We start from the raw sequence: 24,436 nt of genomic DNA, 5'->3' as shown, positions 1-24,436 counted from the left end.
CTTTAGTTAATTTGTGGTTACCAGTTAAATATTGTTTAACAGCACGGCGTAAAAATAGAGCCAGTTGGCGGCAAAGTTTCCCGAGAGGGGACGCCGAGGCGCGTCCCCTCTGGCGCGATCAGGCCTTGGCGATGGCGGCCTGCCGCTCGGTGGTCACGGCACCCTCGGCTTCGGGCCGGGCCGTTTCGATCAGGTGGGCCGGCGTGTCGGCGTAGTCCTGCATCAGCCAGCGGAACAGACCGAACAACTTGATCGCAAGGATTACCAGGAACGGGATCGCGGTCAGCACCACGGCGGTCTTCATGGTCTCCAGCGAGGCCTTGACGAACAGCATCGCCAGCGGCACCAGCGTCAGCATCACGCACCAGAACACGCGGCTGGTCGGCGACGGGTCCTGTCCCTCCTTCAGATGGCGGGTGGTGGTGGCGGCCACGGCGTAGGCGACGGCATCGACGTGGGCGGCCAGGAACACGATCATGATCGCCAGGTACACCGCCAGGAACACCTTGCCGGCCGGCAGCGCGCTCAGCAGCATTTCCACCGCGGCCTCGCCGCCATGCTCCTTCAGGATGCGCGGCACGTCGATGGCGCCGGTGATGAACTGGTGCATGCTGTAGCTTTCCAGCGCGCCGAAGAAGAACCAGCATCCGACGCTGCCGCCCAGCAGCAGGGCGTAGATGACTTCCTTGATCTTGCGGCCCTTGGACACGCGCGCCACGAACATCGCCACGCCCGGCGAGTACGACACCCACCACAGCCAGTAGAACACGGTCCAGCCGCGGCTGAAGGCACCGTCGCCGGTGGGATCGGTGAACAGGCTCATGTGCACGTAGTTCTGCAGCATCAGGCCCAGGCCGTTGACGATGTTATTGCCGGCGAACAGGGTCGGCCCGATCGCGAACACCACCGCGGCCAGCAGCAGCGCGCCCCAGCACACCATATGGCTGAGGCGCTGCATGCCGCCGTCGATGCCGACGTAGGCGCTCGCCGAGAACAGCACCGACACGCCGACGATCACGACCAGCTGCGTGACGAAGGTATCCGGCACGCCGAACAGCCCGGACAGGCCGCGCGTGAAGGTCGATGCGGTCAGCGCGATCGACACCGTCAGCGCCCCGAACATCGTCAGCAGGAAGATCAGGTCCACCAGCCGGCCCACCGGCCCGGTGGCGCGGAAACCCGTGATGGCCTCGACGATGGACGCCAGGTTCAGGCCCTTGTTCTTGCGCACATGGAAGTGGTACGCCATCGCCAGCGACGGCAGCGCGTACACCGCCCACGCGCTCAGGCCCCAGTGGAAGAAGGAGTAGCTGATGGAGTGCTCCAGCGCCTCGCGCGTGCCGGTGGGCACGTTCAGGCCGGGCGACTGGTAGTAGTAGACCCACTCCATCACGCCCCAGTACATGGTCGACGAGCCCATGCCGGCGCAGATGAACATGAACACCCATGACAGCGTGGAGTATTCGGGCTTGCCTTCGCCCAGCCGCACGTTGCCGTACTTGCTGAAGGCCAGCGCCAGGCAGGCGATGACGCAGCCGAAGACAAAAATCTGGACCAGCGAGCCGAACGAGCGCGTGGACCATTCAAACAGCAGGGTGGCGGTGGCGGCCGCTTCGGCGGGCCAGCGGACCATGGCGATGACGGTGACCAGCACGGCGGTGAGCGTGCAGACGGTCAGGAAGCCGTCGAGGCGGGGCGTGGGAGTTTTCAAGTGCGTCTCCTCCGATGCGTCGTGGCGCACGGGTTGGTTTTGGGGTGGAACTTGTCTGCCCGGGCGCGGGTGGTGCCCGCGTTCAGATTGCTTGTATTTTGTTAACTAATGGTTTACAGTAACTATTAGTTAACGGAAACTCTATGCAAAATTCCGGACATGCACAAGCTCCGCGTGGAAAAAAATTGCGGGTGTGACGAACGGTGCGCGCTGCGTTGTGGGAATACGATGCCGGGCGCGAACCCGGCATCACGTCCCGCTCGCCGCGCAGGTTCAGAGCGCGGCCGCGATGGCCTTGCCCACCTCGCTGGTGCCGGCCTTGCCGCCGGCGTCCGGCGTCAGCGGACCTTCGCGCAGCACGGTCTCGATGGCGGCGAGGATGGCGTCATGGGCCTGGCGTCCGGCTTCGCCGCCAAGGAAGTCCAGCATCATCGCGCCCGACCAGATCATGCCGATCGGGTTGGCGATCTGCTTGCCGTAGATGTCCGGCGCCGAGCCATGCACCGGCTCGAACAGCGACGGGAACCTGCGTTCCGGGTTCAGGTTGGCCGAGCCCGCCAGGCCGATGGTGCCGGTGCAGGCCGGGCCGAGGTCCGACAGCAGGTCGCCGAACAGGTTGGAGGCCACCACCACGTCGAAGCGCTCGGGCTGGAGCACAAAGCGCGCGCACAGGATGTCGATGTGCTGGCTGTCCCATGCCACCTCCGGGTACTGCGCGCCCATTGCCGCAGTGCGCTCGTCCCACCACGGCATGCTGACGGCGATGCCGTTGGACTTGGTCGCCGAGGTCAGCTTCCTGCGCGGACGGGATTGCGCCAGCTCGAAGGCGTATTTGAGGATGCGGTCGGTGCCGTGGCGGCTGAACACCGACTGCTGCATCACGATCTCGCGCGCGGTGCCCTCGTACATGCGGCCGCCGACGGGGCTGTACTCGCCCTCGGTGTTTTCGCGGACCACGTAGAAGTCGATGTCGCCGGGTTTCTTGCCGGCCAGCGGGCACGGCACGCCGGGCAGCAGGCGCACCGGGCGCAGGTTGACGTACTGGTCGAACTCGCGGCGGAACTTGAGCAGCGAGCCCCACAGCGAGATGTGGTCGGGCACCTTGTCGGGCCAGCCCACGGCGCCGAAGTAGATCGCGTCGAAGCCGTCGAGCTGCTGCTTCCAGTCGTCCGGCATCATCTTGCCGTGGCGCAGGTAGTAGTCGCAGTTGGCCCATTCGAAGTGGCGCACTTCAATCGGCAGGTTGAACTTGCGCGCGGCGGCTTCGACGACGCGCAGCCCTTCGGGCAGGACTTCGTTGCCGATGCCGTCGCCGGCAATGGCGGCGATGCGGAATGCAGCAGGAGATGGTGTGGTCATGGCGGTGTCTCGCTCGGGTCTGGTGGTCAGGTCCGACCGAGAATGCCGCGAAACCCGGCGCGGATCATCCGCGCCAGCGTGGATACAGGAAACACGAATCGTGAATAATCTGCCCCCACTGGAAGACCTGCGGGTGTTCTGCCTGGTCGCGCAGCGCGCCAGCTTCGTCGCCGCCGCCGAAGAGCTGGGTAGTTCGCCGGCCTATGTCAGCAAGCGCGTCAAGGCGCTGGAACAGGTGCTGGGCGCGCAACTGCTGCACCGGAGCACGCGCCAGGTATCGCTGACGGAAAACGGCGAGCGCGTGTGCCGCTGGGCCCGCCACATGCTCGACGAGATCGGGCAGCTGAGGGATGAAATCGCTGCCGCCGGCGGCGCGCCGCGCGGGCTGGTGCGCATCGGCAGCAGCGTGGGCTTCGGCAGGCGCCATGTCGCGCCGCTGATCTCGACGCTTTGCCAGCAGTTTCCTGGGCTGGAAATCCGCTTCGACGTATTCGACAAGCTGGTCGACCTGGTGGCCGAAGGCATCGACCTCGACCTCCGCATCGGCAACGACATTGCCCCGCACCTGATCGCGCGCCGCCTGGCGCGCAACTGGCGCGTGCTGTGCGCGGCGCCCTCGTACCTGGCGGCGCGCGGCGTGCCGCAGACGCTCGAGGCGCTGTCTGAGCACGACTGCCTGGTCACCAAGGAGCGCGACCACCCGTTCGGCATCTGGCGCATGACGGGGCCGGAGGGCGAGCGCAGCGTCAAGGTGGGCGGACGGCTGTCGTCCAACCATGGGGAGATCGTCACCGGCTGGGCGCTGGCCGGGCATGGCGTCATGCTGCGTTCGATGTGGGATATCGCGCCCGACCTTCGCGCCGGGCGCCTGGTGCAGGTGCTGCCCGACTACCGCCAGGACGCCGATATCTGGGCGGTGTATCCTTCGCGCCTGTCCGGCTCCGCGCGCGTGCGCGCCTGCGTCGAGTTTTTCATGCGGCATCTCGGCGGTGCCACGGGGGAATCCACAACATGACAGAAAACAGCTTTGCCTTCCGCCTCAAGGAACTGCTCGAACACAAGAAGCTCACGCTGCAGGCGGTGGCCAACGCGCTAGACGTGTCGCGTCCGGCCGTCCACAAGTGGACCCGGGGCGGCGAGATCGACTACGAGAAGCTGCGCAAGCTGGCGGCGTTCCTGGATGTCAACTGGATCTGGCTGCGCTACGGCGAACAGGCCCGGCAAGAGGCCGAAACCTCCAGCGCGGTGGAAATCCCCATGACCGACATGCGCCGCCGCTATACCGCCGAGATCATGGAGAGCGAGGCGCGCATGAAGCTGGCGCAGGAGGGCGCGCGCATCGTCACGTGGGAATGGAACCTGATCACCGACGACGTGACCTACTCGTCCAACGTCGAGGCCGTGTACGGCTGGCGCATCGTCAGCAACGAAAGCTTCTGGAAGCATGTGCCCGCCGATGACGTTCCCATGATGAACGCCGCCTACGAGGAATCGGTGCGCACCGGCAAGGCCCACGAATTCGACTTCCGCCTGATCCAGCCCGATGGCAGCATCCGCTGGATCTCGTCGCGCGCCACGCCGGTGCGCGAACTCGACGGACGCATCGTCAAGATCGTCGGCATCAGCATGGACAACACTGCGCGCAAGCTCGCCGAGCAGTCACTGCGCGACCAGCAGGCGCGGTTCCGGGCGGTGTTCGAGCTGACCTCGGAAGGCATGGCGCTGCTGGACGGCAAGCTGCGGTGCGAATCGGTCAATGCGGCGCTGGTGGCGATGGTTGGCGGCGACGCCGAGGCGCTGCTGGGCGACGGGTTTGCCAGGCGCTGCGCCGAGGCCGGGGCCCGCCTGCGCAGGATGACGCGCAACCGGCCCCGCGCGACGTTTGCCGCCGAACTGCAACGGGAAGATGGAAGCGGGCTGCCGGTGACGGTGCGCGCGGTGCTGGAGCACAGCGATGACGGCGCGTCGTACTACGCCCTGGCGATGCGGGTGACCTGACATCACCATGGCGCTGTCTGCCAGCCCTGTTCCGTTGCCACCAGCCGATCCGTCAAGCCAAGGTTGTTCATGAACGCGTCGTCGTGGGACACGACCACCAGCGCGCCCTGGTAGCCGCGCAACATCGCTTCCAGCGCCTGTACCGAAGGCAGGTCCAGGTGATTGCTGGGCTCATCCAGCAATAGCAGGTGCGGCGGTGGATCGGCATACAGCACGCACGCCAGCGCCGCCTTGAGACGCTCGCCACCGCTGAGCGAGCCGCCAGGCACTGCAATCTTCCCGCTATCCAGGCCGAGGTGCGCAAGGCGCATGCGCAGATCGCCTTCGCTCGTCGTCGGGTTGGCCGCCAGCATCTGTTCCAGCACGGGACGCCGCGGGTCCAGGCTGGCCAGCCGCTGGTCGAGGTAGATGCCTTGCACCGGAAGCTTGCATGTCCCGGCCAGGGGCTGCAGCTGGCGCGCGAGCACCTTGAGCAAGGTCGACTTGCCGCTGCCATTGGGGCCGACCACGCCCACGCGCTGCTGCCCCGTCAGCGTGAGGCTGATCTGGCGCGTGGCAGCCTGGACAAAGGGCAGCTCCACGGCCTCCAGTTCCGCGACACGTTTTTGCGAAGCCAGGGCAACCGGCAGCTCGTGCACGACGATGGCCAGGTCGTGCCCGACCCGCTGCGCGGCCTCGCGCACGCGCTCGGCCATTTCCAGCCGGGTCTCGGCATGCTGCTGGCGCAGCTTGCCGGCCGAGCTTTCGCTGCGTTCCTTCTGTCGGCCGAGCAGGATCCTGGCCTGGTTGGCCTCTTGTGCATGCCGGTTGCCACGTGCCTGGCGCCGCTCCAGGCGTTCGCGTTGTTCGCGCAGGGACTGCTCTTCGCGCCGGCGTTCGAGCTTGCGTTGTTCCAGTTGCTGGATCGCGTTCTGCCGCTCGCGCTCCGTGCATTGGGCGTAGAAGGTGTAGTTGCCCCCATAGCTGCGAAGTCCCAGCGAAGACAACGCTACGATGCGCGCCATGGCGTCGAGCAGTTGCCGGTCATGGCTCACCACCAGCAGCCCGCGCGGCCAACGCTGCAGCTGCGCGAGCAGCGCCTGCCGGTTCGGCCGGTCGAGGTGATTGCTGGGCTCGTCCAGGATCAGGAAATCGGCATCCGACAACAATGCGCCGATCAGCGTGACGCGCATGGCTTCGCCACCGCTGAGCGCGCTGGCAGGCGTCGCGGCATCGAGATGGTCCAGGCCATTGCGCGCCAGTTCGTCCTGCAGGCGCACGCGCACATCCCAGCGCTCGCCCACGGCATCGAAATCGTCAGGCGCGCTGCTGCCCGCTTCGATGCGTTCGAGCGCATCGATCGTGGCCTGCACACCGGCGAGGCCCGACACCGTAGCGCCAGGCGCAGGCGATACCTGCTGGGCGAGGTAATACACGCTGCCGGAGCGTATACAGCGGCCGCCGGTCGGCTGCACTTGTCCGGCCAGCATGCGCGCCAGCACCGTTTTGCCGGCGCCATTGCGCCCGACCAGGCCGCTGGCACGCTGGTCGAACTGTTCGGTGAGGTCGGAGAAAAGCGTCCTGCCGTCGGGAAGAACGTAAGACACGCTTTCCAGCGCGAGATAGGGATGCGTCATGAGTCCATCCAGGGATGCCAGGAACTCCCCCTGCTCGTGGGGGTAGGTGGAGACTGGCCGTCATGAAGACGGCGGCATCAATGGCGCATGACGAGTACCTCGGTGATGGGGGATTGCCCGCAATGTTAAAAGCATCCGCGGCGCCGCGCAATGTCGCGCAACGCGCATGGACCCTGGTCAGGCGTCGTGTGGACGCTGGCCAAGCGCCTACGCCCGGCGGGCATAGGCGCAGCGGCAGCATTCAGCTGGCGGAGCTTTCCAGCGCCGCGTCATATTTCCCCAGGCAGGCCATGCCATTCAGCCGGGAGCGCAGCAGCAGCGCCTGTTGCGCCTGCCCGGCGTTGGCAGCGTCGCCCCGCCAGGCCAGCAGCGGCGGTTCCTGCAGCGCGCGCCCATAGGAGAAGGACAGCCGCCACGGCAGCGGCGCCAGGCGGTTCATGGCGTCGAGGTTTGCGGTGGCCTCGGCGGGAGTCTGTCCGCCAGACAGGAAGAAGATGCCCGGCACCGCCGCGGGCACGGTGCGCTTGAGCACCTGCACGGTCTGCATCGCGACCTCCGACGGTGGCGCCTGGCCGGCGTCCTTGCCGGGCAGCACCATGCTGGGCTTGAGCAGCATGTGTTCCAGCGCCACCCCGTAGCGGTGCAGGGCGTGGAAGACTTCGTGCAGCACGGCCTCGGTCACCTGGGCGCAACGGGCCATGGAGTGGCCGCCATCCATCAGCACTTCGGGCTCGACGATCGGCACCACGCCGGCCTGCTGGCAGATCGCGGCGTAGCGGGCCAGCGCCTCGGCGTTGGCCTGCACGGCGGCGCGCCCGGGCAGGGTGTCCGACACGTTGTAGACCGCGCGCCACTTGGCAAAGCGCGCACCCTGTTGGCGATAGCCGGCAAGCCGCTTGCCCAGTCCGTCGAGGCCCTCGGTGATTTCGTCGCCGGGGGCCAGCGCCAGGGCGAGCTTGCCCTTGTCGACCTTGATGCCGGGCACGATGCCCTGGCGCGCGGCCAGTTCGGGCAAGGGCGTGCCGTCGTCCGCGCTCTGGCCCAGCGTTTCCTCGTAGAGGATCACGCCGCTGATGTAGTCGCCCAGCCCCGGCGTGCCCAGCAGCAGTTGACGCCACGCGCGCCGGTTCTCCTCGCTCGATTCCACGCCGATGCGCTCGAACCGCTTGGCAATGGTCGGACCGCTCTCGTCGGCGGCCAGCAGGCCCTTGCCCGGCTGTGCCAGGGCATCCACGGTGGCTTGCAGTTCACTTGATGTGTCCATGACGTTGCTCCGCGCAGGTGACATAAGCGCAAGCATTTCCCCGAAACGGCGATCGCGCAAGGGCGTCGGGGACAAATGGCGCGCTCCCATGGTGGCCGCCCGAACATTGCGCGGCGTTTGCGCGCGCCGGACGCCACGGGCGGGACGGCATAACCTGCCCGGCCGGCTGTGGGATAATCGCGGCTTTGCCCACGGCGCAGCTCAAGAGGTTGATCGCACGGGCATGCCAGGGCCCTTATTCCCGCGGCCCGCTTCCTACCGCGATACTTCTAAAGCAAGACCATGCCCACATACCGTTCCAAAACCTCCACCGCCGGCCGCAACATGGCGGGCGCGCGCTCGCTGTGGCGCGCCACCGGCATGAAAGACGAAGACTTCTCCAAGCCCATCATCGCCGTGGTCAACTCCTTCACGCAGTTCGTGCCGGGGCACGTGCACCTGAAGGACCTGGGCCAGCTGGTCGCGCGCGAGATCGAGGCCGCGGGCGGCGTCGCCAAGGAGTTCAATACCATCGCGGTCGATGATGGCATCGCCATGGGCCATGACGGCATGCTGTATTCGCTGCCCAGCCGCGACATCATCGCGGACTCGGTGGAATACATGGTCAACGCGCACTGCGCCGACGCCATGGTGTGCATCTCCAACTGCGACAAGATCACCCCGGGCATGCTGATGGCCGCAATGCGCCTGAACATCCCCGTGATCTTCGTCTCGGGCGGGCCGATGGAAGCCGGCAAGACGCGCCTGGCCAACCCCGTCACCAAGGCCATGGAGTTCAAGAAGCTGGACCTGGTCGACGCCATGGTGATCGCCGCCGACAGCGCGTATTCCGACGCCGACGTGGCCGAGGTGGAGCGTTCCGCCTGCCCGACCTGCGGCTCGTGCTCGGGCATGTTCACCGCCAACTCCATGAACTGCCTGACCGAGGCGCTGGGCCTGTCACTGCCCGGCAACGGCACGGTGGTGGCCACGCATGCGGACCGCGAGCAGCTGTTCAAGCGCGCCGGCCGCCGCATCGTGGAACTGGCCCGCCAGTATTACGAGCAGGAAGACGCGCGCGTGCTGCCGCGCGCGGTGGGCTTCAAGGCGTTCGAGAACGCCATGACGCTGGACATCGCCATGGGCGGTTCGACCAACACCATCCTGCACCTGCTGGCGATCGCGCGCGAGGCGGAAATCGACTTCGACATGACCGACATCGACCGCCTGTCGCGCGTGGTGCCGCAGTTGTGCAAGGTCGCGCCCAACACCAACAAGTACCACATCGAGGATGTGCACCGCGCCGGCGGCATCATGGCCATCCTGGGCGAGCTGGAGCGCGCCGGCAAGCTGCACACCGACGTGCCGACGGTGCACGCGCCCACGCTGAAGGACGCCCTGGCGCAGTGGGACATCACCCGCACCCAGGATGAGGCGGTCAAGCAGTTCTACCTGGCCGGCCCGGCCGGCATTCCCACCCAGGTGGCGTTCAGCCAGAACACGCGCTGGCCCAGCCTGGACCTGGACCGCGCCGAAGGCTGCATCCGCTCCTACGAGCACGCCTTCTCCAAGGAAGGCGGCCTGGCGGTGCTGACCGGCAACATCGCGCTGGACGGCTGCGTGGTGAAGACCGCCGGCGTCGACGAAAGCATCCTGGTGTTCGAGGGCACCGCCCACGTCACCGAATCGCAGGACGAAGCGGTCGAGAACATCCTCAGCGACAAGGTCAAGGCCGGCGACGTGGTGATCGTGCGCTACGAAGGCCCCAAGGGCGGCCCCGGCATGCAGGAAATGCTCTACCCCACCAGCTACATCAAGTCCAAGGGGCTGGGCAAGGCCTGCGCACTGCTGACCGACGGCCGCTTCTCCGGGGGCACCTCCGGCCTGTCCATCGGCCACTGCTCGCCCGAGGCCGCGGCCGGCGGCGCCATCGGCCTGGTGCAGGACGGCGACAAGATCCGCATCGACATCCCCAACCGCACCATCAACGTGCTGGTGTCCGACGAGGAACTGGCGCGCCGCCGCGAAGCGCAGAACGCCAAGGGCTGGAAGCCGGCCAAGCCGCGCCCGCGCAAGGTGTCGGCGGCGCTGAAGGCGTATGCCAAGCTGGTGATGTCGGCGGACAAGGGCGCGGTGAGGGATTTGTCGTTGTTGGACGATTGATGCGAGGGGCGGGCTGGGTGCCTGCTTGCGTCATGGGAAGCCGCTCTTTGAGCGGCTTTTTTTGTTTAGCGAAGCCGGCAGAGGCCCTCATTGACGGTTCTTTAATCTGCTAGAAATAGATATAAATATCATTTAATACATTTCTGATGGACTTCCGTACCGTTTCGCGGCAAATTCGCATGTTCCGCCCATCGGTGATTGCGCTGCCCTGGTTGTACGGAAAATGGACCTTGCCACGCTCTATCAGCATCTTTTTTCATCGCACCACCGTCTGTACAGGCTGGACGGCAGCTCGCCGCTCGAGGAACTTGCCGTCGAAGCATGGATCGGCCGCGAAGGTATCTCGATGCTTGCGGAATCACGCATCATCGCGCTCAGCGCCAATGCAGGCATCCCGCTCGACAGCTTGCTTGGGCAGCGCGTCACGCTACTTACCGCACTTGCAGATGGCGGGCAGTCGCGCCGTACCGGCCTGATCCGGCAGGCCGAGAAGCTCGGCGCGGATGGCAGCCTGGCGCGCTACCGGCTGACCGTGGTGCCGTGGCTATGGCTGACCACGCAGCAGCGTAACAGCCAGGTTTTCCAGAGCCGCCGCCTCGACAGCATCATCGAGGCGATCCTGCAGCCATATTCGCCCTACGTGCAGTGGCGCTATGCCGCCGGCGCCGAGGCCCGCATCGCGGCAATCGGCGAGCGCCCCCACGTCGCGCAATTCCGCGAGACCGATTACCAGTTCCTGTCGCGCCTGCTGGCCGAGGCCGGTTTGGGCTACACCGTGGTGGAAGAAGATGAAGCGGCCGGTGGTCACGCTGTGGTGATCTTTGCCGACAGCGCGCAACTGCCCGAAGACACCGAGTCGGCGGATGGCGGCGGCATTCGTTTCCACCGTGCGCATAGCCAGGAAGCCCGGGACGCTATCCAGCAGTTGGCCTGCGAAACATCGGTCGGCGTGGGAGGCGTCGCCGTGTCCGCGTGGGACGCAGAAGCCAAGCGCACGATCCGGGCTCACGCCCCGGCGCGCTTCGCTGGCCATGTGAACCGCGCCGCGAGCCCGGACCCCTATCTGTCGGTGAGTCTGTCGCTCGCGCCGGACGCAGCCAGCGCCCAGCGGGTCGCCGAACAGGTCATGGAAGCGATCGAAATCCGTTCGCTGCGCTTCACTGGGCGCGCCTCGGTGCGCTCGCTGCGTAGCGGCACCCGGCTGACCGTCAATGGCTGCCCGCACCTGCCCCCGCTGGATGACGATGGCATCGGCTATCCGCTGCTGATCGACGCCGTCGAGCACTGCGGCATCAACAGCCTCGCCGCCGACACGCGTGCGGCGCTGGCCGACCGGTTGGGACCGCTGGACGCGGCACTGTGCTTCGACACACCGCTACCGGCCCCCGATATTGCCGAGCTCACGCTTGGCTTGCCGGACCCCTTTCCGCTGTCCGAGGCTGACCGGCTCAGCCCTACCTCCGCGCTGAAAGCGGTAGCGCAACAGCAGGGCTACGCGTGCCTCTTCCGCGCCTACGACGCGCGGCGGCCATGGCGCGCGCGTGTCCTGGGCGCTGATTGTCCGCGTCTTTACAGCCGCGCCACCCCGCTCGGCGTTCATACGGCGATCGTAGTCGGCCCCGACGGACAGACGCGGCCGTCCGGCAATGCCGAACATCACGCCAGCCCGCGCGGTCAGATTCGCGTGCGCTTTCCCTGGCAGCGCGGCGAGCGCGCCGACGACCGCAGCAGCCGCTGGGTGCGCGTGGCGCAACGGCAGGCTGGGGCCGGCATGGGCTGGCAATGGCTGCCGCGCATCGGGCAGGAGGTGCTAGTCAAATTTGCGGATGACGACATCGACCAGCCGTTCGTGATCGGCGCGCTCTACAACGGCCAAGGCGAAGCCGGCATCCCGCCCACGCCGGGCGGCAAGTCCATGAACGGCAGCACGTTCTCCCAACCCTATGAGGCCACTGGCATTTATGCGCTTGGCTCTGACAGCCAGTCGAGCGCGCAAGGCAACCTGGCCAGTGGCAACAGCCCCGCGTGGCATGGCATGGGCACTGACCCAGACGGACACCGTAATGCCGCAGCGCTGACCGGTTTCAAGAGTCAGGAACACGGCGGCATGGGCTACAACCAGTTGGTGCTTGACGACAGCGACGGGCAGCTGCGCACGCAACTGGCAACGACGGAACAAGCTACCCAGCTTAACCTCGGCCATCTAATTCATCAGCAGGACAACCGCCGCGGCAGCTTCCGAGGCCAGGGATTCGAGTTGCGGACCGATGGCTACGCCGCGGTACGCGGCCGGGCCGGGCTGTTGTTGACGACCTATCGCGATGCCGCCACGGGCCACGTACTGCCAACGGGTGACAACGCTGCAGGCATCGCACTGCTGCGGCAGGCGGGCGATCTGGTCAGGACGCTGAGTGATGGCGCTACCACCCATCAAAGCCACGCCCTTTCGACCGCGAAGGATGACGATTCACCGCTGGTGAGGCAAGCAACGGCCACGGCAGGCATGGTAGATGGACAATCGCTCGAAGCAGCAAAGGAGGACGCGGCTAGCGGCAATACCAGCACGCCGGGAATGGTGCCGCACCAAATCGAGCCGATGGTCCACCTCAACGGCCGGGCTGGCGTGGCCGTCGTCGCGGGACAGGACTTGCAGATCGCTAATGGGGAAAGCGTTGTAATGGCCAGCGGGCAGGACAGCAATGTCGCCGTCGCAGGGCAGGGGCGCATCCATGCGGGTCAGGCGATTGGCGTGGCGGCGGGACTCTCAGCTGCCGGCGACGGAAACGTCGGCCTGCAACTGACGGCAGGTCAGGGCGATATCGATCTCCAGGCGCAGCAGGATCTGCTTATGTTGGCGGCGCGTGAGGACCTGACCATTGTGTCGGCCAACATGAATGTGGACTTTGCCGCGGCCAAGCGGATTCACATTGGGACGGCTGGTGGGGCTGCCATCACGATTGAGGGCGGCAATATCACCTTCGAATGTCCCGGCCCGATTACCTACAAGGCGGCGCAGAGGAAGTTCGAGGGGCCGGTGAGTCAGTCTTATGGCATTCCGCTATTCCCTTCCAGTGTTTGCGTTGAGTGCGCATTGGAGGCCGCCAAGCGCGGGGCGCCGTTCTCGATGTTGCAATGAGGAAGGCCGTGGACTTTGCTGTCGACGTCCTGAAGCCTGAAGCTGCGGCGGCACAAATTGCGCAGTGGCAGTTGGCACAAGACGGTCTTTCACAGTGGCTATTGATCGATGCGATGCTCGTCGATTTTGCGAGAATCCGCGCCATTGCGCGAAAGGAGTCCTGGCCAATCCATAATGTGCTGGCACACTCTAGGCTCGCGGCATTTGGCGATGTGGCACCGCACTTAGTCGAGTTACCCGCCAGCGATGCAAGCGCGAAAGCGCGTGTCAGTCAAATCATTGGGGCAGGGGCTGCCGCTCCTGCGTTCAGTTGGCTGTCTTCCTCAAAGTGCGCCGAGGAGGTATGTCAAACGCTTTCTTACCTGGCGATGGCTCAGATCGACGGCGACATGGAATTCCACTGTCGGTTTGCCGACACGCGCATATTGCCCGAGTTGTGGCGATTGTTGACGAATTCCCAACGTCTCAGGGTGACGCAAGACATAGCATCCTGGAGTTGCTTGGACCGGACAAATGTGCCTTGTCGGCTGAACCCTGTCGTCACGAACAGTTATGAAGTTGCCGATCAGCATGAATTTCTACATCTCACCGGTGGCCAGTTTGCCGCAATGCTTGATGCCAGTGAGGGCGACACCATGTTCAGCCTCCTTCTCGACACAACGCCTGAATTGGTTCCTGTCGTACAACGGGGGGAGTTCCATGCGACTCTAATGGATCATATCGATCGTGCCACGAAGCTAGGAATAGGAGCGCCGGCAGACAAACTTCAGTTCATAGTACTAAGTCTGACCTGTACTGAGGCGTTTTATCGATTGCCGGAACTGGCGGATACCTGGAGACGGGTGGCTGGTGGAGAAAGTCTCAAGGACTGCATGACGCAATGGTCTGATGCCATATGGAACGTACTGGAAGGGAAGGTGGCGGGTGGTAGTACTGCTATGAGTCCGGCAATACGGTGAAATCCCCGGAATAGTGCGTAGGTGAGCAATGCGTGGACATAAGACAAAACGGTGAAGGACGGAAATGGTATGAAGCTGAAGCGCACGACATTGATGACGGTTATCCTGGCAGCGCTGACCATGATGATTGCGGCATGCAGCAAGAGTGAGGGGCGGGCGGATGATATGGCTGCTTCAAGTATCACTGCTTACAATCATACGCCCGACTATATCCATCAGTTCTACGTCAACGACGCGTGGGGAGGCAATTCCTTCGCCTATGGCGGTGGCGGAGGCTTTGTTTGTTGTGTGACCTACCCAAGGAAGTGGCATGAAGGACTGACTGCAACGGTACGCTGGACGACCTCGAGTTCGGATCCGAATGCGACGGGCGACGCGGCAGTAGGTAAATGGCACGAGGCGATCGTCCCAATTGAGAAGTACGACAAGCCCGGCAACGTTAACGTCCATTTTCTACCGAACGGGAAAGTCAGGATCATCATCTCAAGCAAGGGGGCAGGCCATCCCGACTATCCCGGGCCAGATTATCCGGTAATGCCACCTGACTTTCATTTCGAACCGTGGCGTGGTGCGGCAAGCGAGGCCGAAGCTCGTGCCCGATCTCGGGAGGCACACCGTGCGCTGCAGGTTAGTCCTGACGATTCGCCATCACTTCCCCCGGAGCAGATGCCCCTATACCCGAAGGAGCGACAATGAGCGCTTTTCAGCCCGGCTGGTATGAACTTGATTTTAATGCCACGACGCGTGATGTGCGGTGTGGATACTTTAAGACCGCGACAACGTTGACAGCCGAATGCCTGGTCCAGAGTAGCGGTCATCAAACTCTGTTATGGCTCGATTCATCTGGATTGAATGGGAATGGCAGGCCTTCGGTATGGTCACCACATTTTCGTCGGCTTACCCCTGCAGCGACCACCGATTGGTGGAATGAACCACCGGGTGGTGCAACGTTTCGGCCTTTGCTGCCGATCGCAGGGCCACGGGCAACGCGTGCTCCCACGCCGCGCGAGTTTTGCCAACGTGTGGGCACCGCCGCCGCCAATGAAGGCATTCTAAGCTGTACGCGGGAAATTCACGTCGGTCTTTTTTTTGATGGCACTAATAACAACATGGTGCGAGATATGCCTACGAACAGCCACTCCAATATCGTAGCCCTCCACAATGTTCACGTTAATGATCGTGTGGAGGGATTTCGTTACTATATGCCTGGCGTCGGAACGAAATTCCCTCAGATCGGTGAGAATTCGGAATCTGGCGGGGGTAAAGCTTTTGCCAGCGGCGGAGAGGCGCGCATCCATTGGGCGATGTTACAGGTCTTCAATGCACTGCATCGCTCCGTGACAGACGATGACTTGCTCGATGAGCAGGAGATGCTTACGCTCACGACAAGTGCAATGCATGGCCTTCGCACGAGCTGGCGCTTGGGCGATGGAAAAATGATCGCTATTTTCGGCGGTCTTCAAAATCGCTTGATAAAAGCAATCGAAGGAAAGCGGCCAAGAATCACCGCCGTCCGTCTTTCGGTCTTTGGCTTTTCACGCGGCGCAGCAGAAGCCCGTACATTCTGCCAATGGATTCGAAAGGCAACCGGCATGAAGGTCGGCAACGCCACCCTCGATCTGCGTTTCCTGGGGATTTTTGACACCGTCGCCTCGGTTGGAGTGGCAGATTCAATGCCTATTGCCAAGGGCTTGATGGACTGGGCTGACGGCACTATGGATATCGAGAATGTTGGCAAGGTGGTCCACTACGTGGCGGCCCACGAAATCCGACAATCCTTTCCACTGTCCACCGCGCGTATCGGTGCCAAGGCCTACCCATCCAACACAAACGAGTTCATCTATCCTGGCGCCCACTCGGACTTGGGGGGTGGATATGGGCCAGGAGATCAGGGCAAGTCAGTCAGTGGTAGATCGGCACTGCTGTCGCAGATAGCCTTGAATGACATGTACTTTGAAGCGCGCAATGCAGGCGTCAAGTTGTTGCCTAAAGACAAGATGTTGCCTGAAGCCCGTGTGGACTTCGATATCGCTCCAGAGCTGGACAATGCATTCAATGCATATTGCGACTGGACCAGATTCGTCGAGAAGGAAAGCGTAAGCGCTGGAAATGGTCCTCCATGCGAGAACCGCATGCAATATCACATGCAACTCTATTGGCGTTGGCGTGCGCAGGTATCTCCTGATTCAAAGTTCAAAGGTCTGTCCAGCTATCGAAATTCCAGCGCCCAGGACAAGACGGATCTGTGGGAATCGGAGTTGGACTGGCGCAAGGATGTCGCACGCGCCCAGGAGGCAAGCAAGCCGCGAAGGGTTTTCAATCCCAGAATCGGCTATGTTGACCTACCGCCGCCAGCAGACGCGGTGCAACGGCAGATAGTGGCGGAAGTCAACGCGGCGTCCAGCGTCCCCGCCGCGGTGAGTGAGTTCTTCGACAAGTTCGTGCATGATTCACATGGGGGGTTCTGGCTCCTCGGTCCGATTACCAAGGACGACAGAGCGGTATTCATCGCTGAGGTCAGGAAGAAGAAGGCAATGCATGACAAGTTGATGGAGAGCGCGGAGAAGTCGGGCAATCCAGGGTATGCCAACAATATGCGCCGCCGAGCGTTGGCTTATGAATTGAATGCCTTTGAACGGCGCGTTCTCGAAGCCAATAAGAAGACCCCAGGTGGCGTCCCGCTGATGACGGACGCTGATGCGGCGGATCTTCGGGCAATCGCTGGAACGAGTACGGAAGCGGTACTTGCAGTAATGGGTACAGCGACGCGCCGCGAGCCCAAGGGCCACGGACGTTATCGTAGGGTTTTCGACAGTTAGGACGATCGCGTAAAGTTTCGGCCCAGCGTCTCGACCGCAAGCTAACGAGTCACGCGTGGGTGGGCTAGAGAACATGACTGATTGTCCCTTCTTTGGCCGAGGTCGCACGGCTGCGATCGATCGCCACCGCGCTCCCTCCCTACCCCCGCAACATCTGCACCACCAACGCAAACGCCGGCGACGGCTGCCGCCTGCTCGGGTAGTACAAATGGTAGCCATTGAACTTCGGGCACCAGTCCTCCAGCACGCGCACCAGCCGGCCGGCTTCGATATGCTGCATCAGCTCATCCTCGGGCAGCAGGACAATGCCCAGCCCGGCGAGTGCGGCATCCACCTGGGGTTGCGTGGTATTGAAGATCAGCGGCCCGTCGACGCGCACGTTCACCTGGCGGCCGCGCCGCTCGAAGTCCCAGACGTAGAGCCCGCCGGAGGTGGGCATGCGCTGGTTGATGCAGCGGTGCGCCATCAGGTCTTGCGGGGTCTTTGGCGGCGGATTGGCGGCGAAGTAGGCGGGCGACGCCACCACCGCCATGCGTAGCGGCGGGCCGATGGGCACGGCGATCATGTCCTTGTCGATGGTGTTGCCCAGGCGCACGCCGGCGTCGAAGCGGTCCGCCACGATGTCGCGGAAGCCGTAGTTGACGTCGAACTCCAGCTTGATGTCCGGATATTCCTGCAGCAGCGGCGTGAGCCGTGGCAGCAGGATGGTGTGCAGCACGTTGTCGCCGCAGGTGATGCGGACCGTGCCGGCGGGCTTGTCGCGCAAGGCGGTCAGGGCATCGAGCTCGGCCTCGATTTCGTCGAAGCGGTGGCCGATGGCCTGCATCAGCCGTTCGCCCGCGGCGGTGGGCGAGACGCTGCGCGTGGTGCGGGTCAGTAGACGGATCCGCAGCCGTTCCTCGAGGCCGCGCACGGCCTGGCTCAGCGCCGACTGCGTTACGCCCAGCGAGGCGGCGGCCCGGGTGAAGCTGCCTTCGCGCGCCACTGTCACGAAAGCCAGCAGGTCGTTGAGATTGCGTCGGACCATGAGTCGGTCTCCATCGGCATATTGATTAGTGCTACTTATATCGTCTTTAAGCACTCATTAGCTAGTCACGGGCGCGTCGACGCGCGAACATGGGTGGGACGAAGAGGCGGGACACCCGGCTTCGCCATTGCCGCTTCCGGCACATTTTTTCCGCTCCCCGCGCTCAGGCCACGCAGCTCCGGACGATGACGGCGCCGCGCGGCGTGGTGCGCGCATCCACATCTTCCGCACTGCATGACAACCCGACTCTGTGACGCCCCCATGGGCGCGACCCTCCCTGCGCACGATGCCGAACGCCAGCCTGCCCACTGGGGTGGCGTGTTGGCGATGACGCTGTGCGTATTTGCGCTGATTGCCTCGGAATTCATGCCGGTCAGCCTGCTGACGCCCATGGCCGTCGACCTGCATGTCACCGAAGGCCTGGCGGGCCAGGGCATCGCGATCTCCGGCGCCTTTGCCGTGGTGACCAGCCTGTTTATCTCCGCGCTGGCCGGCAGCATGAACCGCAAGACGCTGCTGCTGGGGCTGACGGCGCTGATGGCGGTTTCCGGCGCGGTGATTGCGCTGGCGCCCAACTACCTTGCCTACATGGCGGGCCGTGCGCTGATCGGCGTGGTGGTCGGCGGCTTCTGGTCGATGTCGGCGGCGACGGCGATGCGGCTGGTTCCGCCCGGCCAGGTGCCGCGCGCGCTGGCGATCTTCAACGGCGGCAACGCGCTGGCCACGGTGGTGGCGGCGCCGCTGGGCAGCTACCTGGGCGGGGTGATCGGCTGGCGCGGCGCGTTCTTTTGCCTGGTGCCGGTGGCGCTGGTCGCTTTCGCGTGGCAGTGGCTCAGCCTGCCGGCGATGCCGGTGGCAGCGCGCGGCAGCGACTCCCCCAGCGGCTTGCGACTGTTGCGCCAGCCGCTGGCGCTGCTGGGCATGCTCGGCGCCAGCGTGTTCTTCATGGGACAGTTCACGCTGTTCACCTATGTGCGGCCGTTCCTCGAGACGGTGACGCGCGTGGATGTGTCGTCGCTGTCGCTGATCCTGCTGGTGATCGGGATTACGGGTTTTATCGGCACCATGGCCATCGGCGCGGCGCTCAGGCGCGGCTTCTACGCGACCATGATCGCCATACCGGTCTTGATGGCCGGGATTGCGCTGGCGCTGATTGCATTCGGTAGCCAGACTGGCGCGGCGGTGGCGCTGCTGGGACTGTGGGGTTTTGTGGCCACCGCGGCGCCAGTGGGCTGGTGGGCCTGGATCGCCAGGACCTTCCCGAACGACGCCGAGGCCGGAGGCGGCCTGCTGGTGGCGGTGGTGCAGTTGGCCATCGCGCTGGGTTCTACCTTGGGTGGCCTGCTATTTGACCGCAGCGGTTATCAAAGCACCTTCGTCGCCAGCGCGGCGCTGCTGGGGATTGCGGCGTTGCTGACCTGGCTGACCGCGCGCGCCGAAGCTGCGCGGGCTGCCTGACGCGCTTGCGCGAAAGGCGCCGCGGCCATGGTCGCGGCGCCTTCCCTATGCCACCTTGCGCACCGGCAGGCTGCGCACGCGCTTGCCGGTGGCGGCGAAGATCGCATTGCACAGCGCGGGCGCGACCGGCGGCACCGGCGGCTCGCCCACGCCGCCCGGCGGCAGGTCGTGGTTGTCGTTGACCAGGTGGGTGCGGATCACGCGCGGTGACGCATGATGGCGCAGCACTTCGTAGTCGTGGAAGTTGCTCTGCATCACGCGGCCCTTGTCGAAGGTGATCTCGCTGGCCAGCGCCAGGCTCAGGCCCATGATGGCGCCACCTTCCATCTGCGCGCGGATGCGGTCGGGATGGATCTGCGGGCCGCAGTCCATCGCCATGTCCACTGACACCACGCGCACCTCGCCCTTCGCATCGACCGCCACCTCGACCACGGTGGCGGTGTAGCTCATGAAGCTGTAGCAGAACGCCAGGCCCAGCCCGTGGCCCCTGGGCAGCTTGCGGCCCCAGCCCGCGCCGCGGGTGGCGGCCTCGATCACGCCGCGCAGGCGCCCCGTGTCATACGGGTAGCGTTCGGGCGATTCGGTGTAGTTCCAGGTATCGGCCAGCGTGCCGGGGTCGATCTTGCGTGCGGGCCCGATCAGGTCGAGCGCGAACTGCCGGTGGTCCTTGCCGGCGCGGTGCGCCAGCTCGGCGATAAAGCACTGGGCCGCGAACGCGTGCGGAATATTGGCCACCGAGCGGAACCAGCCGATGCGCGCATGCGCCGGCACTTCGGCGGTTTCCACGCGCACGTTGTCGATGCGGTAGGGCATGTTGATCGCCGACATGGCCGACTCGAACATCTGCTGGCCTTTCGCGCCCTCGGTGAAGAGCGAGGCGATGGTCGGCGCGGCGCTGCGGTGCAGCCACGACTTTACCTGGCCCTGCCTGTCGATGACCGCCTCCAGGCGCTCGGCCGAGACCGTGTGCAGGTAGTCGTGGTGGATGTCGTCGTCGCGCGTCCATACCAGCTTGACCGGCGTGCCCTCGGGCATTGCCTGGGCGACGATGGCGGCCTCGTCGACAAAGTCGGGCTTGGACTTGCGGCCAAAGCCGCCGCCCAGCAGCAGCACGTTGACCCTGACGTTGCCGGGCTTGAGCTCGAGCCGCCTGGCCACGGCGGTCTGCGCGGCAACCGGGTTCTGGATCGAGGTCCAGACCTCGGCGCTGCCGCCGCGGATGCGCACGGTGGCCACCGGCGGCTCCATCGACGCATGGGCCAGGTGCGGCACGTAGTAGTCGGCGGCAAGGCGCTCGGCGGGCGGCGCGGTGTCCCAGGCCCGCTGCGCATCGCCCTGGTTGCGCACCGCCTTGCCCGGCGTACGTGACGCGGCCTCGAGCGTGCGGCGATACGCCGTGGAGTCGTAGCTGCCGTTGGGGCCGTCGTCCCATTCGATTTCCAGCGCGGCGCGGCCCTGCATGGCCGCCCAGGTGTTGCGCGCAACCACCGCCACGCCGCCCAGCGGCTGGAACGCCGGCGCGCCCTGGAAGGCGGGAATCTCCACCACCTTCAATACGCCGGGCAGGGCCAGCGCCTTGCGACTGTCCAGCCGGCGCAGCTTGCCGCCCACCACCGGCGGGCGCGCCACCACGGCGTACACCATGCCCGGCAGGCGCAGGTCCATGCCATAGACAGCGCGGCCCGAGCCGATAGCTTCCTGGTCGACCGGTCGTACCGCGTTCTTGCCGATATAGCGGAAGCCGGCGCGGGGCTTGAGCCGCAGCGCATCGCCCTTCGGCACCGGCTGGCGCGCCGCATCGGCCGCCAATTCGCCAAAACCCAGGCGGCGTCCGCTGGGCTGGTGCAGCACTTCGTGCTGCACGGCGCGGACCTCGGACACCGGCACCGACCAGCGCGCGGCCGCAGCGGCTTCCAGCATCTGTCGCGCCGCCGCGCCGACGCGCCGCATCGGCATCAGGAAATGCCGCACGCTGCGCGAGCCGTCGACGTTCTGGTTGCCGTAGCGGGTCTCGTCGGCCTCGGCCTGGACCACCTTGACGCGCTCCCAGCGCGCCTCCATCTCGTCGGCCACTACCATCGGCAGGCTGGTGCGCACGCCGGTGCCCATCTCGGCGCGATGGGCCACGATGGTGACGGTGCCGTCAGCGGCGATCGAGACGAACGCCAGCGGATTGTCGACGGTGCCGCCCGGCATGGAGTCGGCGCCGAACTTCTTCGGAGCCGGATCAGCGGCGCGGGCGACGGTTACCAGGCCACCGCTGGTCACGGCCAGCGTCATCAGGCCCACGCTGCCGCGCAGGAATCCGCGGCGGGAGAGTCGAGCGAGGTCGGCCATTACTTGCCCCCCTGCGCCAGGCGGCTGGCCGCCTGCCGGATCGCGGCACGGATGCGCGGATAGGTGCCGCAGCGGCAGATATTGCCGCTCATGGCTTCATCGATCTGCCGGTCGGTCGGCGCCGGCGAGGTCTTGAGCAGGCTGACCGCGGTCATGATCTGCCCGGCCTGGCAATAGCCGCACTGGGCCACGTTATGCTGAATCCACGCCTGCTGCACCGCCTGGCCCACGCGGTCGCCTTCCATGCCTTCGATGGTGGCAACGGATCGTCCCGCGACGGCCGACACCGGCGTCACGCAGGCGCGGATCGCGGTGCCGTCGACGTGCACCGTGCAGGCGCCGCACAGCGCCATGCCGCAGCCGAACTTGGTGCCGGTCATGCCCAGCTCATCGCGCAACGCCCACAGCAGCGGCATCTCGCCTGGAACGTCGACGTCCTTGGGCTGGCCGTTGACCTGGAATCTTGTCATGGGGAACTCCTTGTGAAGACAATGGCACGGTGCCATGCCAAGGCGCGCGAACTTGCGGCGCCTGTCATGAGGCCATCATTGTCGTCAAGAATGCCGTGCCGGATTGATAAGTACAGCTTATAAGCTCTTTAAGCCTGCGTGGTTCGCAAGCGCTGACCGCTACGGATGGTCGGGTCACGATGGCGTGGCCTCGTCTGCAGCCATATCCTCCGCAGCGTGCAGTGCGCAGGCGATTCAGCCGTCGCTGCGCTGCTGCGCGGGGGGTGCATGCCATTGTTCGGCCGGCACCGTCACCGGCTCCTTCGGTTGCAGCACGAAATGTGGCGACATGATCTGCACGTTGTGGCGATTGAACTCGTCCTGGATCGCGGCATGCAGCGTGGACAGGGCGAAGAAGCGGTGGCGCGGGTCTTCGATGGCGAAGAACAATTCATATTCCACATAGAAGTCCGACAGTCCGCGCTGGAGCACAAAGGGTGCGGTGGCCGGGTCCAGCCCGGGCACCTGGCGCGCGGCATTGAGCAGCATCGCATGGACCTGGCGCCAGGGCGTGTCATAGCCGATCGTCACCGCCGATGACAGCAGGGCCGCGCTGCCCTGGTGGACGTCGCCCGAGCGCGAATAGTTGTGCACGGCGCTGCCGACCACCACCGCGTTCGGCAGCGTGACCTGCTCCCGGCGCAGGTTGACCAGCCTGACCGACAGCGGACCCAGGTTCTCGACCCATCCCACGGTATCGCCGATGCTGACCATGTCGCCCACGCGCAGCGCGCGCGCATACACCAGCACCATGCCGCTCATCAGCTGGTTCACGACATTGGCCGAGCCCAGCGTCAGCATGAAGCCGAGCAGCACGGACACGCCCTTGAACACGTCGCTCTGCGACCCCGGAATGTAGGGGTAGGCAAAGGTGAAGCCGAGCGCCCACACCAGCACCATGGCCAGGCGGCGCGTCGCCGGCACCGTCTCCGGATGCAGGCCGGGCACCGTGAGGTTGCCGCGCTCGGTGGCCGTGAACACGCTCGAGACCACGGCCTGCACGCCACGCGTGATGAACAGGATGATGGCGACCACCAGCAGGCCCGGGACGGCACCGACCACGGCGTTGCCGATGCCTTCCAGCAGCCGCCACAGGTAGGCGCCCATGCGGTCGCCGAGCGGATGCGTCAGCGGAAACTGCAGCAGCGAGAATTCCAGCCAGACAAAGGCGACCAGCGCAAACAGCGCCACCGCCAGGATGCGTACGATGCGGTCGGTCAGCTGGTAGAGCGCGGCGGTCCAGTCGAAGCCGTTGGCGGTGCGCGCCTTCAGGTGCCGCTGTAGCGAGGCGTCCACCACGCGCCCCAGCAAGCGCCGGGTCCTGGTCAACCCCCAGACCAGCAAGACCGCGACCGCCAGCGCGCCGCCCGTGCGCAAGGCGCCGCGAATCAGCGTAGGCCAATGTTGTTGCTGTCGGCGCGCGGCGACGGCCTGGCCGACATTGTCGACGGTCTGCCGGACCAGGGTCTCGAGCGAGGCGGCCTTGTCCTCGGGATCGAGGTCGCCTTCGACCACGGCCAGCAGCAGCCGCTCGCCGATATAGATGGCTTCGCCGCGCTGGCCGGCAAGCTCGCCAGGGCTGGTGCGCACGGGCTGGCGCAGGTCCGACGGGGTCATGGCTTCGAAGCGGTCGAGCGCGCGCCGCGCGCGCACTTCAGGCGTGACACCGGCCAGCGTGGCACGCAGCACCATGATCGGGCGGTTCATCAGGCGGACTTCGACCGGCACGGCCGCCGCTTCGGCGGCGGGATCCGGCGCGGCCCGGACCGCGGCGATGCCAAGCCACAGCAGGATGGCCAGCACGGGAAGCCGCCGCGTCAGCAAGAACACCATGGTCATCCGTCGCTCGCGTGATTTGGGAAACGGCGGTGCCACCGCCGCGCGCGTTCCCCATCCATGCGGGCCGGGGACAGAGTTGGGTGCATGGTTACAGCTTGCGATTTGCAGCGGAAGTGAAACTTTTTGGGCGGCGAGCTTAGAAAAATCGCTGCCTGTTGCTGCGGCGTGGGCGTCACCTTTGGGGGCGGACCGGATTTCCGCTGGCGCGCATCGGTGCCACCCCGACGCTTCCCTTCCGGAACGCGGGTTTTCATTCAATGAA

Annotated in this window: 16 protein-coding genes and 1 pseudogene; 8 read left to right on the top strand and 9 right to left on the bottom strand. The window is 65.3% G+C overall.

All coding sequences use genetic code 11. From position 1 onward, the window contains the following. Positions 1-118 precede the first annotated feature (118 nt). Together U9J39_RS17790 and U9J39_RS17785 are read right to left on the bottom strand one after the other, a co-directional pair. Entirely contained in the window at positions 119-1,711 is a 1,593-nt protein-coding gene (locus U9J39_RS17790) for a BCCT family transporter (RefSeq protein WP_116380774.1), read from the bottom strand. A gap of 273 nt (positions 1,712-1,984) precedes the next feature. Beyond that, entirely contained in the window at positions 1,985-3,070 is a 1,086-nt protein-coding gene (locus U9J39_RS17785; protein ID WP_115712158.1) for a tartrate dehydrogenase, read from the bottom strand. Positions 3,071-3,170: 100 nt separating this feature from the next. Between U9J39_RS17785 and U9J39_RS17780 the strand changes: the two genes are divergently transcribed. Next, a complete protein-coding gene (locus tag U9J39_RS17780) occupies positions 3,171-4,085 on the top strand; it encodes a LysR substrate-binding domain-containing protein (protein WP_115712160.1) in 915 nt (304 codons plus the stop codon). Beyond that, positions 4,082-5,068 (top strand): PAS domain-containing protein, encoded by a 987-nt coding sequence (locus tag U9J39_RS17775; protein WP_326347665.1) that lies wholly within the window; start codon positions 4,082-4,084, stop codon positions 5,066-5,068. The genes U9J39_RS17780 and U9J39_RS17775 overlap by 4 nt, the downstream gene beginning before the upstream one ends. Positions 5,069-5,070: 2 nt before the next feature. On the opposite strand, the gene U9J39_RS29465 is transcribed toward U9J39_RS17775, so the two are convergent. From U9J39_RS29465 to U9J39_RS17765, 3 genes and pseudogenes are all read right to left on the bottom strand, one after another. Beyond that, the gene (locus U9J39_RS29465; RefSeq protein ID WP_442784907.1) at positions 5,071-5,763 is read right to left on the bottom strand and encodes an ATP-binding cassette domain-containing protein; all 693 of its coding nucleotides are present in this window, start codon (positions 5,761-5,763) and stop codon (positions 5,071-5,073) included. 420 nt (positions 5,764-6,183) lie between these two features. Continuing rightward, positions 6,184-6,678 (bottom strand): annotated as a pseudogene (locus U9J39_RS29460) (ATP-binding cassette domain-containing protein); the annotation flags it as partial. A gap of 247 nt (positions 6,679-6,925) precedes the next feature. Continuing rightward, a complete protein-coding gene (locus U9J39_RS17765) occupies positions 6,926-7,948 on the bottom strand; it encodes a class I fructose-bisphosphate aldolase (RefSeq protein ID WP_326347663.1) in 1,023 nt (340 codons plus the stop codon). Positions 7,949-8,230: 282 nt separating this feature from the next. Here U9J39_RS17765 and ilvD point away from each other — a divergent pair, with 282 nt between their 5' ends. From ilvD to U9J39_RS17740, 5 genes are all read left to right on the top strand, one after another. After that, positions 8,231-10,090, top strand: a complete 1,860-nt coding sequence (gene ilvD / locus U9J39_RS17760; RefSeq protein WP_326347662.1) for a dihydroxy-acid dehydratase — start codon at positions 8,231-8,233, stop codon at positions 10,088-10,090. Between the two features lie 223 nt (positions 10,091-10,313). Then, positions 10,314-13,226 carry a type VI secretion system Vgr family protein gene (locus tag U9J39_RS17755; protein ID WP_326347661.1) on the top strand — a complete coding sequence of 971 codons (2,913 nt, stop codon included), beginning with the start codon at positions 10,314-10,316 and terminating at the stop codon, positions 13,224-13,226. Between the two features lie 8 nt (positions 13,227-13,234). Then, on the top strand, positions 13,235-14,185 hold the full coding sequence (locus U9J39_RS17750) for a DUF4123 domain-containing protein (RefSeq protein WP_326347660.1): 951 nt from the start codon (positions 13,235-13,237) through the stop codon (positions 14,183-14,185). Positions 14,186-14,254: 69 nt separating this feature from the next. Further along, the gene (locus U9J39_RS17745) at positions 14,255-14,881 is read left to right on the top strand and encodes a DUF3304 domain-containing protein (protein ID WP_116380764.1); all 627 of its coding nucleotides are present in this window, start codon (positions 14,255-14,257) and stop codon (positions 14,879-14,881) included. Further along, positions 14,878-17,004 (top strand): phospholipase effector Tle1 domain-containing protein, encoded by a 2,127-nt coding sequence (locus U9J39_RS17740; RefSeq protein ID WP_326347659.1) that lies wholly within the window; start codon positions 14,878-14,880, stop codon positions 17,002-17,004. The genes U9J39_RS17745 and U9J39_RS17740 overlap by 4 nt, the downstream gene beginning before the upstream one ends. Before the next feature lie 139 nt (positions 17,005-17,143). On the opposite strand, the gene U9J39_RS17735 is transcribed toward U9J39_RS17740, so the two are convergent. Beyond that, complete coding sequence (locus U9J39_RS17735) at positions 17,144-18,031, bottom strand: LysR family transcriptional regulator (protein WP_115712169.1); 888 nt, start codon at positions 18,029-18,031, stop codon at positions 17,144-17,146. A gap of 234 nt (positions 18,032-18,265) precedes the next feature. Between U9J39_RS17735 and U9J39_RS17730 the strand changes: the two genes are divergently transcribed. Then, positions 18,266-19,489 carry an MFS transporter gene (locus U9J39_RS17730; protein WP_442784905.1) on the top strand — a complete coding sequence of 408 codons (1,224 nt, stop codon included), beginning with the start codon at positions 18,266-18,268 and terminating at the stop codon, positions 19,487-19,489. Between the two features lie 45 nt (positions 19,490-19,534). On the opposite strand, the gene U9J39_RS17725 is transcribed toward U9J39_RS17730, so the two are convergent. From U9J39_RS17725 to U9J39_RS17715, 3 genes are all read right to left on the bottom strand, one after another. Further along, on the bottom strand, positions 19,535-21,826 hold the full coding sequence (locus tag U9J39_RS17725; protein WP_326347657.1) for a xanthine dehydrogenase family protein molybdopterin-binding subunit: 2,292 nt from the start codon (positions 21,824-21,826) through the stop codon (positions 19,535-19,537). Further along, positions 21,826-22,296 carry a (2Fe-2S)-binding protein gene (locus U9J39_RS17720; RefSeq protein ID WP_326347656.1) on the bottom strand — a complete coding sequence of 157 codons (471 nt, stop codon included), beginning with the start codon at positions 22,294-22,296 and terminating at the stop codon, positions 21,826-21,828. The genes U9J39_RS17725 and U9J39_RS17720 overlap by 1 nt, the downstream gene beginning before the upstream one ends. Positions 22,297-22,530: 234 nt before the next feature. Next, positions 22,531-24,174 (bottom strand): mechanosensitive ion channel family protein, encoded by a 1,644-nt coding sequence (locus U9J39_RS17715; RefSeq protein WP_240987727.1) that lies wholly within the window; start codon positions 24,172-24,174, stop codon positions 22,531-22,533. Positions 24,175-24,436 lie beyond the last annotated feature (262 nt).

This window comes from Cupriavidus sp. SS-3 (genome assembly GCF_035818815.1).
GTDB lineage: Bacteria > Pseudomonadota > Gammaproteobacteria > Burkholderiales > Burkholderiaceae > Cupriavidus > Cupriavidus taiwanensis_C.
The sequence above is the reverse complement of the archived record's forward strand: the minus strand, read 5'-3'. Positions and strand labels throughout refer to the sequence as shown.